Source organism: Paeniroseomonas aquatica, from assembly GCF_030409335.1.
Lineage (GTDB): Bacteria > Pseudomonadota > Alphaproteobacteria > Acetobacterales > Acetobacteraceae > Belnapia > Belnapia aquatica.
On record NZ_JAUFPN010000107.1, the window covers coordinates 104799 to 112855 of the forward strand.

The 8057-nt window shown below is 67.6% G+C and carries 10 protein-coding genes; 5 read left to right on the forward strand and 5 right to left on the reverse strand.

All coding sequences use genetic code 11. The features are described 5' to 3' along the window. Positions 1-5: 5 nt before the first annotated feature. From QWZ14_RS09615 to QWZ14_RS09630, 4 genes are read right to left on the reverse strand one after another with little or no spacing between them, the layout of a single operon-like run. Positions 6-815, reverse strand: a complete 810-nt coding sequence (locus QWZ14_RS09615) for an anti-sigma factor family protein (RefSeq protein WP_290316422.1) — start codon at positions 813-815, stop codon at positions 6-8. Continuing rightward, positions 812-1336, reverse strand: a complete 525-nt coding sequence (locus QWZ14_RS09620) for an RNA polymerase sigma factor (protein ID WP_290316423.1) — start codon at positions 1334-1336, stop codon at positions 812-814. The genes QWZ14_RS09615 and QWZ14_RS09620 overlap by 4 nt, the downstream gene beginning before the upstream one ends. 20 nt (positions 1337-1356) lie before the next feature. Next, positions 1357-1722, reverse strand: a complete 366-nt coding sequence (locus QWZ14_RS09625) for a DUF305 domain-containing protein (protein ID WP_290316424.1) — start codon at positions 1720-1722, stop codon at positions 1357-1359. Then, positions 1719-3170: a YncE family protein gene (locus tag QWZ14_RS09630; RefSeq protein ID WP_290316425.1), complete on the reverse strand. Its 1452-nt coding sequence runs from the start codon at positions 3168-3170 to the stop codon at positions 1719-1721. The genes QWZ14_RS09625 and QWZ14_RS09630 overlap by 4 nt, the downstream gene beginning before the upstream one ends. Before the next feature lie 253 nt (positions 3171-3423). Here QWZ14_RS09630 and QWZ14_RS09635 point away from each other — a divergent pair, with 253 nt between their 5' ends. The 5 genes from QWZ14_RS09635 (at position 3424) to QWZ14_RS09655 (ending at position 6261) form a co-directional block, all read left to right on the forward strand. Further along, a complete protein-coding gene (locus tag QWZ14_RS09635) occupies positions 3424-4257 on the forward strand; it encodes a MurR/RpiR family transcriptional regulator (RefSeq protein ID WP_290316426.1) in 834 nt (277 codons plus the stop codon). Positions 4258-4529: 272 nt separating this feature from the next. Then, the gene (locus QWZ14_RS09640; protein ID WP_290316427.1) at positions 4530-5129 is read left to right on the forward strand and encodes a TMEM165/GDT1 family protein; all 600 of its coding nucleotides are present in this window, start codon (positions 4530-4532) and stop codon (positions 5127-5129) included. A gap of 30 nt (positions 5130-5159) precedes the next feature. Continuing rightward, the gene (locus QWZ14_RS09645) at positions 5160-5288 is read left to right on the forward strand and encodes a hypothetical protein (RefSeq protein WP_290316428.1); all 129 of its coding nucleotides are present in this window, start codon (positions 5160-5162) and stop codon (positions 5286-5288) included. Continuing rightward, positions 5288-5521: a hypothetical protein gene (locus tag QWZ14_RS09650; protein WP_290316429.1), complete on the forward strand. Its 234-nt coding sequence runs from the start codon at positions 5288-5290 to the stop codon at positions 5519-5521. The genes QWZ14_RS09645 and QWZ14_RS09650 overlap by 1 nt, the downstream gene beginning before the upstream one ends. Then, entirely contained in the window at positions 5518-6261 is a 744-nt protein-coding gene (locus QWZ14_RS09655) for a phosphatase PAP2 family protein (protein ID WP_290316430.1), read from the forward strand. Before QWZ14_RS09650 ends, QWZ14_RS09655 begins: the two co-directional genes overlap by 4 nt. Before the next feature lie 580 nt (positions 6262-6841). On the opposite strand, the gene QWZ14_RS09660 is transcribed toward QWZ14_RS09655, so the two are convergent. Further along, entirely contained in the window at positions 6842-7732 is an 891-nt protein-coding gene (locus QWZ14_RS09660; protein WP_290316431.1) for a DMT family transporter, read from the reverse strand. Positions 7733-8057 lie beyond the last annotated feature (325 nt).

Sequence of the window (8057 nt, forward strand, 5' to 3'; positions counted from 1 at the left end):
GCTGGTCACAACGCCTGGGACCGGGCCACCTGCCGGTGCACGCTTTCGGCAACGCGTTGCAACATCACACGCTCTAGCCCCTCTGCGGCGACGGCGAAGCCGAAGCCCCTGTCCACCCACCAGAAGGCGGTGACTCCCTGCGCCGGCATCTCGGCGAAACGAAACTCGGTGCCTGCGCCACCGGCCCGATCGGCGCGGAGGTACACCGTCAGTCGTTCGGCGCCAGGGCCGGCATACATCAGCTGCGCCGCCGGGTCCCCGGCCGCGCCCGCAAGCAGCCGCCCGCCCAGCAAACTGTAGCCAAGCGGCGCCAGGTCGGGCGCCACCAGCGGCCGGCCCAGCCGGTTCGACAGCCAGCCCACCAGCTGCGCTTCCTGCGCCGCGGCGACCTCGACCGGCCGCGCCGCGTCGGCCGCGAACACACGATGCGCCGACAGCGCCTCGGCCACCATCGGTCGCATCGCCGTGGCGCCTTGCGGCACCAGCCCATGCCCCGCCCAGCCCGCCACTCCGCCGATCAGCAGCCAGGCCGCCACGGCCGCTATCCGGTGTAAGCCGTGCAGACGGGACTGACGCCGCGCGGTCAGCAGATGGGCGACGCGCAGACGCGCCGGAACCGGCGCCGCATACCGTTCGCCCAGCGAGCTGCGCAGGGCCTGGCGCTGCGTGGCCATGGCGCGGAACCGGGTTGCGGTATCCGCATTTTCGGCGAGCCACGCCTCGACCCGCGCGTGTCTCTCCTGGCCCAGGTGACCATCGAGCCAGCCTTGCAGATCATCCTCGCCCACCGGCAGCGGGTCGCCATTCACTGTCACTTCACTCTCCTCAGTTGAGGCTTGCCTGTATCGGGGGCGCTATCTCCCGCAATGAGCCGGCGCAATCTTTCCCGCCCGCGCGACAACCGCGACATCACCGTGCCGACCGGCACGCCGGTGAGTTGGGCCGCGGCCTCGTAGGAAAAATCCTCGACGCCCACCAGCAAAAGCACCACGCGCTGTTCCTCGGCCAGGGCATCGAGGGCGAGCAGCGCATCGCGCCAGATCAGCCGATGCTCGGCCACGTGCTCCGCAGTGGGGTCGGCGACCATCCAGCCCTCCTCGTCCAGTGGCATGGCCTGGCCGCGGCGGGATGCGCTGCGCCGCCCCATGCGAAACAGATTGTGCAGGATGGCGAAAAGCCAGGCCTTCGCATCAGCGTCCTGTCGGCGGAGGTGCCAGCGCGCGATAGCCCGCTCCAGGCAATCCTGCACCAGGTCATCGGCGGCGGTGGTGTCGCGCAGCAGGGCCCAAGCGAAGCGGCGCAGCGCCGGGATATGCGGCTCGATCAGTGCCGCCATCGCGGGCTCGCCGCCCCCCATCACCGCCGGGGGCCGCCGCCGCGCGTGCCACCCAGGGTGGGATACTCCTCGGTCGGGCTGCGCAATGCCGCGAAACGCGCCTGCATCGCCGCGACCTCGATGGTTTGCCCAGCCAGGATCTCCTCGGCGAGCTGGCGCGTCAGAGGGTCGCGGCCATGCACCAGCACCAGTCGGGCCATCTCAATCGCCCCTTCATGATGCGGCACCATCATGGCCAGGAAATCCTGGTCGGGATGGCCGCTGGGTGGGGTTGCCTGCATCGCGGCCATCATGCGCTCCATCGCCGCTGCCATGGCATGCGCGAAGGGATCGTCCTGGGGCGTTTCGCCCATCGGCCCGTGATGCGCATGCACCACCCCGGTCATGCCGTGACGCTTCTGGCACCGGGCCGGATGAAGACGAGGTTGATGCCCTTCTTGTTCCGCAGCCCGCCCGATGGCAGTGCCAGATCGCCCAGCATCACCCGATCGACGAAGCGCGGCCGGAACGGATCCGTCACGTCGAGCACCGTGCAGAGCGTCTGCCCGGCGCCAGGCGTGCCCTGCAGCTCATCCTGCTCATGCGCCACGAACAACCGCGTGCCGGCTGGGTCGAGCCACAGCCCATGCGCCTCCCGCCCACCGGTCGCGATCTCGCCCACCACCCGGCGCTGCCCGAGCGGCGCGGAGCGGTCGATGATGGCGAGCTTGGAGGATGCGCCGCCGCCCGGCCCCGCGCCGTCATCGATGCGCGCCAGGCTGGCATAGACCGCCCGGCCCTGGGCGTTCTCGACGAACTCGACATGGTTGGGTCGCGCCAGGGCACCAAGCGGGATGGTCTCTGCGATGGCCCGGCCATCGGCCGGCAGCACGGACAACGAATCCGCCAGCTTGTGGCTGATCCAGAATTCCCGCCCATCCGGGCTGAGCTTCAGGAAAGGGCTGAAGCCGAACCGGTCCTGTGCGCTGATGTCTATCTGTGTCGCGCGTCGTGCGGTGCTGAAGCCTTCCGCGTCGTAGCTGACATCGAGTAGATCGATCAACGAGGATTTCTGGCTGATCACCGCGGCGCGGCGGCCATCGGCCGAGAACCACGCATGCGCCGGGCCGGGCAGAGTATCGACGAAGCCACGGATGGCCTGGCCGGGACGGCCGCCTGCACTTTCCTCGCGAGCCTTCTGAACGTCGAGCACCGCGATGCGGTCCTCACCGCGCACCGTGACCCAAAGCTCCCGCCCGTTGCGGGTGAAGGTGGGCTCATGCGGCTCGCGCCCCAGGAAGACGCCGCTGGTCAGGCGTTCGGGATTGGTTTGCGCGGAGGCCTGGGGGTTGGGCCGGTTGCCGACGACGCGGCGGGTGGCGGTGTCGATCAAATACAGGTTGCTGGTGCCGCGCCCAGTAGTGGCGACCAGGGTGGAATCGGGGTTGGGCACCGCGCCATGGATCGAGATGGCGCCGTGATAGAGCGGCTTCTGTACCATGGCGCCATGCGTCGGCATCACGCCGCCCGTCACGAAGCGGAAGGGAGGGCGGGAATCCTCGTCGAAGGAGGTGAGGTTCACCGTTGTCTGCACGACGAGGCGGACCGGATCGATGACGACAAGCGTGTTGCTGTCCTCGCAGCAGATCCAGACGCCGTCGCCCGAGGTTGGAGCGGTGGCAGGGGCCGCGGGGCCTGGCGCGGGCTGCGCCTGGGCGGTTGATGCCGCCATCGCCCCCGCCGCAACGGTCATGCCGGCGGCCAGCGTCAGGACATCGCGCCGTGACGTGGCGATGGTGGGGTTTTGGGTCAATCGGATGCTCCTGCGAGTTATCGCCCCGGCCTGGCGCGACACGGGATGAAGGTGAGATGCCGCAGACGAGGGTCTATTCCAGGGCTTTGGACAAAAGCGTTCGGCGACGTGAAGGGAGGACGCCCAGCGGTCGCATTTTTGCGGATCGGCCAGCACTGCAGGCTGGGTTGCGACGCATTCACTACAACAATAGAAGATATGTTGTATATGCGACTGACCCGAGAGAGTAGCCATTTCAAAGCCTACCTTCGATGCAACATCCCCCGATCCCTTCGGCGACCAACTGGGGGCGTCCTTGCCCAGCCTTTCGCCCGCCGCCCGACGCGTTGCGCGCTTCGTGGCTGATAACCGCCCTCTGGCGCTCTCGCTGTCGGCCGCCGAACTGGCCACGCGCGCAGGCACATCGGACGCCACGGTCGTGCGCAGCGTCCGGGCGATGGGGTTTGCCGGATTGCCGGATTTGAAGCGCGCGCTGGCTGCGGCGCTGAGTGCCAGCCCTGCCAGCCCCGCCGAGGCGATGCGCCACACCCTGGCGGAAAGCGGCGAGGAGGCTGGCCGGGCCGTGGACTTCGCCATCGAGGCACAGCGCGAAGCGGTCGAGGCGCTGGCCACGCCCGAAGCCCGCGCCACGCTGCGCGCCGCCGTGGCCACCCTGCATCCCGCGCGCCGCGTGCTGGTGTTCGGCATAGGCCCCTCCGGGGCGCTAGCGCGCTACGTCACCACGCTGCTGATGCGCGCCGGCCGCACGGCCCGCGCGCTGGATGCCAGCGGCATCGCGCTGGCGGACCAGATGCTCGACCTCGGGCCGGGCGATGCGCTGCTGGTCCTGGCGTACGGCCATGCCTACCGCGAAGTCGTGGCGCTGTTCGCCGACGCGAAGCGCTTGGCCCTGCCAATCGTGCTAGTTACGGACAGCTTGGACCGCTCGCTCGCCCGCCACGCCGACGTCGTAGTGCCGGCCCGGCGCGCACGCGGCCGCCGGATCGCGCTGCATGGTGCGACCCTGGTTGCGCTCGAGGCGATGATCCTGGGTCTCGCCGCGACCGACAGTCCGCGGGCGCTGGCGTCGCTGGATCGGCTCAACGGCCTGCGCACTTCGATCACAGGGGCCCGCCACGATGTCGGCTGACGCACCGTGCCGCATCGTGCTCACAGCCCTCCGAGGCACGGCGACGTCCCATGCGCAGCAGTCGCTGTGGCGTTGGCCACGGCCGCGCCAGCCTGATGAGAGCCCCATGGCCAAGGCCGCGCGCTATGCGGCCGACCGGTGGCGGCTTGCCGCAATGGATGACCGCCTGCTGCTGGATATCGGTCTCGATCGCCGTGCCGTCGAGGCGGGCATCCCGTTCCAGGACCGCTCACCCAGCACCGCCTCGCCCATCAACACAGGAACCGCAAGCCATGACCTGGATCGAACTCGCGCCCACCGTCTCCGCCGCCTTCCTCACCTCGCTCGTCGAATGCGTCGAGGCGGCGACCATCATGCTGGCCGTCGGCACCGTGCGCGGCTGGAAACCGGCCTTCGTGGGCACCGGCCTGGCGCTCGCGGCGCTGGTCGTGCTGGTGTTCGCACTCGGCCCCGCGCTCTTGCAATTGCCGGAACAGGCGCTGCAGCTCTTCGTCGGCATCCTACTCCTGCTGTTCGGAATGCGCTGGCTGCGCAAGGCCATCTTGCGCGGCGCCGGCATCATCCCGCTCCACGATGAAGATGCGATCTTCAAGAGCGAGACCGCGAACCTGAAGCTCGCGCAGACCACCCAACGCTGGGGCGTCGATCCCATCGCCATGGCCACGGCCTTTAAGGGCGTGCTGCTGGAGGGGGTCGAGGTCGCCTTCCTGGTGCTGGCCGTCGCCGCCGGCAGCCCCGCACTGATCGGCCCGGCCGCTCTCGGCGCCTTGGCAGCAGCGCTGCTCGTGACCACGGCCGCGGTCGCGATACATAAGCCGCTGGCGCGCGTGCCCGAGAACACGCTGAAGTTCGCCGTGGGCGTGCTCATCTAGGCCTTCGGGATCTTTTGGACCGGCGAGGGCATGGGCATCGAATGGCCGGGCCACGACCTCGCTCTGGTCGGCATCGCGGGCGGGTTGCTCGTCGTCGCCCTGCTGGGCATCCGGCTCGGGGCGCAACCATCCCGGGCGACCATGATGGAGGCAGGTTGATGAGGGCAATTCGCGCAATAGGGGCCGAGATTGTCAGCCTCTTCGTAGACGACGGCTCGCTCGCCCTGGCCTTAGTGCTGTGGTGCGCTGCTGTGGGGCTGGCCAGGTTTATTCTCCCTCAGATGTTCCTTGCCGCCGCCGGCGCTGCGCTGTTTCTGGGCTGCGCCGCGATCCTGCTGGTCAATGTACTCCAAACTGCCAGATCACGCGTTGCTTCGAAGGTGCCACAATGATGCGCAGCGTGGCACGGCTTCCCGCATCGCTCACCTCACGCCTGGGCCGCAGGGAGGTAGGCCTCCTGGTCGCCTTCTTGGTCGTGGCGGCCCTACTCCTGGGCTTTGGGATGCTGGCCGAGGAGGTTCTCGAAGGGGACACCTCGGCGTTTGACAGCGCCGTGATTCTGGCCCTGCGGGCGGCAGGCAACCCCGCTGACCCCATTGGTCCACCTTGGTTCGAGGAAATGGGTCGAGACGTGACTGCGCTTGGCAGTTTCGTCTTTCTTGGCTTTGTGCTGGCAGCCGTCGTCGGCTACCTGATGCTAATCCAGAAGCGAGGCGCCGCGCTGCTGATGGCGGTCGCCGTGCTTGGGGGTGCGATGGTGAGTACGCTTCTAAAGCTGGGATTCGACCGGCCTCGGCCTGACATCGTTCACACCGCTCGCGTGTTCACGGCCAGCTTTCCCAGCGGGCATGCGACGTTATCAGCCGTCACCTTCCTGACGATCGGCGCCCTGTTGACGCGCTTGACCATCGACGGCCGGGTGAAGGTCTATTTTATGGGCCTCGCCGTGTTCTTGACCGTGATGGTCGGACTCAGTCGCCTCTATCTCGGGGTGCATTACCCGACCGACGTTCTTGCTGGGTGGTGTGTCGGCTCCGCCTGGGCGATTCTATGCTGGTCAGGCGCACTTTGGTTGCAGCGCAGAGGCACTGTTGAGCCAGCGGGATCTAGTGACGCCTCGGTTGCTAAGTAATTTCGCCGATCTCCAGGCGTCCACCAGCAAGGAACCGACTGCGACGGAGAGGAGCTGCTACTGAACTGGTGTATCTGCAACGCGGCTCCCGCTCGTAGCGCCTGAGCCGCGTCGGCGGCGGTTCAACCGCAGTAGTGCGGCCAAGCCGTGGCGCAGCCGCCGCTGCTGTCTCCCAGAGAAGGTTGGATTCCGGTTCCCACCGCTGCTCCAGTCGGTTTCGCCACAACCTGTCTCTCCCGATCAGAACACTGCGCTGAGGCGCAGGTCTCCGGCCGTTTTCAGCCACGACCTTGACGGTTTGATCTCGGAACAAGGCCGGATTTTCTCTCCGAAATGCCGGAGACTCTCCGGACCTTGAGGGTAGCTCGGTTTAACCCTCAAGCTTTATCGCGTTGAAAATGCACGATTTTCGTACGTAGCGCCGGCCGATTATTCAGTGTGTCGACCGCCTGCCGGTCGAAGTTGTGAGCAGATTAGCGTCTCCACCCCCCCCCAAGATTTTGCCCCTCGCAAAGCCCTGACAGACCACCTGCGTTGACCCCGACAGCACTCCTGCGTCCATCTGTCCTACTCGCGCCGCTCAGCCGGCCTGCCGACGCGTCTCCTCCGCGGCCAGTGGTGCTACGGGCCGCCGGACTACCAAAGCGATTGCGCCCAGCACGCAGACCAGGGCCGCCACGTCAAAGGGGCCGATCGCGCGCTGCACGAGCACCGCGCTGCTGGCGACGCCGAGGCAGGGCACCACCAGCAGCGACAGGCTGGCGACGCTGGCCTTCAGCCGCCCCACCACGGGGAACCACGCGGCATAGGCGAGGGCATTGGCGAAAATGATCATGTAGAACAGGCCGAACAGTCCGCGCCCCGCATCCGGGTGCAGGTATGTATGGTCGTACAGCAGCAGCCACACCACAAAGGCCAGTGGCGTTCCCAGCAGCAGCTGCCAGGCCGTGATCAGCAGCACGGGGCTGCGGAAGCGAAGCTTCTTGCTGAGCACCGTGCCAGCGCCGAAGGTGGCGCCCGCCACCAGACCCAGCGTTACGCCGAGACCGCTCGGGCCCTCAGGCCCCATGGTGCCGGTCAGCACCAGCAGAACGGACGCAAGCCCGAGGCCGAGTGCCATCAGAGTACGGCGGTCCAGTCGCTCTCCCAGCACCGGCACCGCGAGCAGCGAAGCCCAGAGCGGCATGGTGTAGTTTAGGATGGCAGCCTGCCCCGGTCCGACCAGCATCACCCCGGCGATCAGCGCGAAGGGGAAGATCACCATGATCAGCAGGCTGAGCACGAAGACGCCGCGCCACTCCTCGCGATGCGGCAGGATGCGGCGGCCCGGGGAACGCAGGCACAGCAGCAAAAGGAGGGTCCCGGCGCCTGCATTGGCAAGCAGCCTGGCGGTGATCAAATCCACCGCCTCCAGCGTCCAGGCCATGAAGGGATAGCTGAGACCCCAGCAGAGCCAGACGACAACCAGCAACGGCCACGTCACGCGGCGGGCTTGCCATACTTGTAGCACCATTGCCTGTCCGACACCGCACCACCTTCGTCCGACATGCCGAGCCGCGGCTTCGCTTGAAGTAATCGCAAGATGCAATCGGCTGACGCCTGACGGCTAACTCGCATCTCGGCAGGGGAGCGAGCTGCCGGTTGTTCCGCTGGAGGAACCGCGGCAGCCGGTTGGGCCAAGGCGACTGCAGTGCGTGTCATTTGACCCTCGTTCTGTCCGCCCGCACGACTGCACTACCGCGGCGCTGCTGTGAGATGCTAGACCAGATGTCCGCCTGAGATAGGGGTGACCCGTC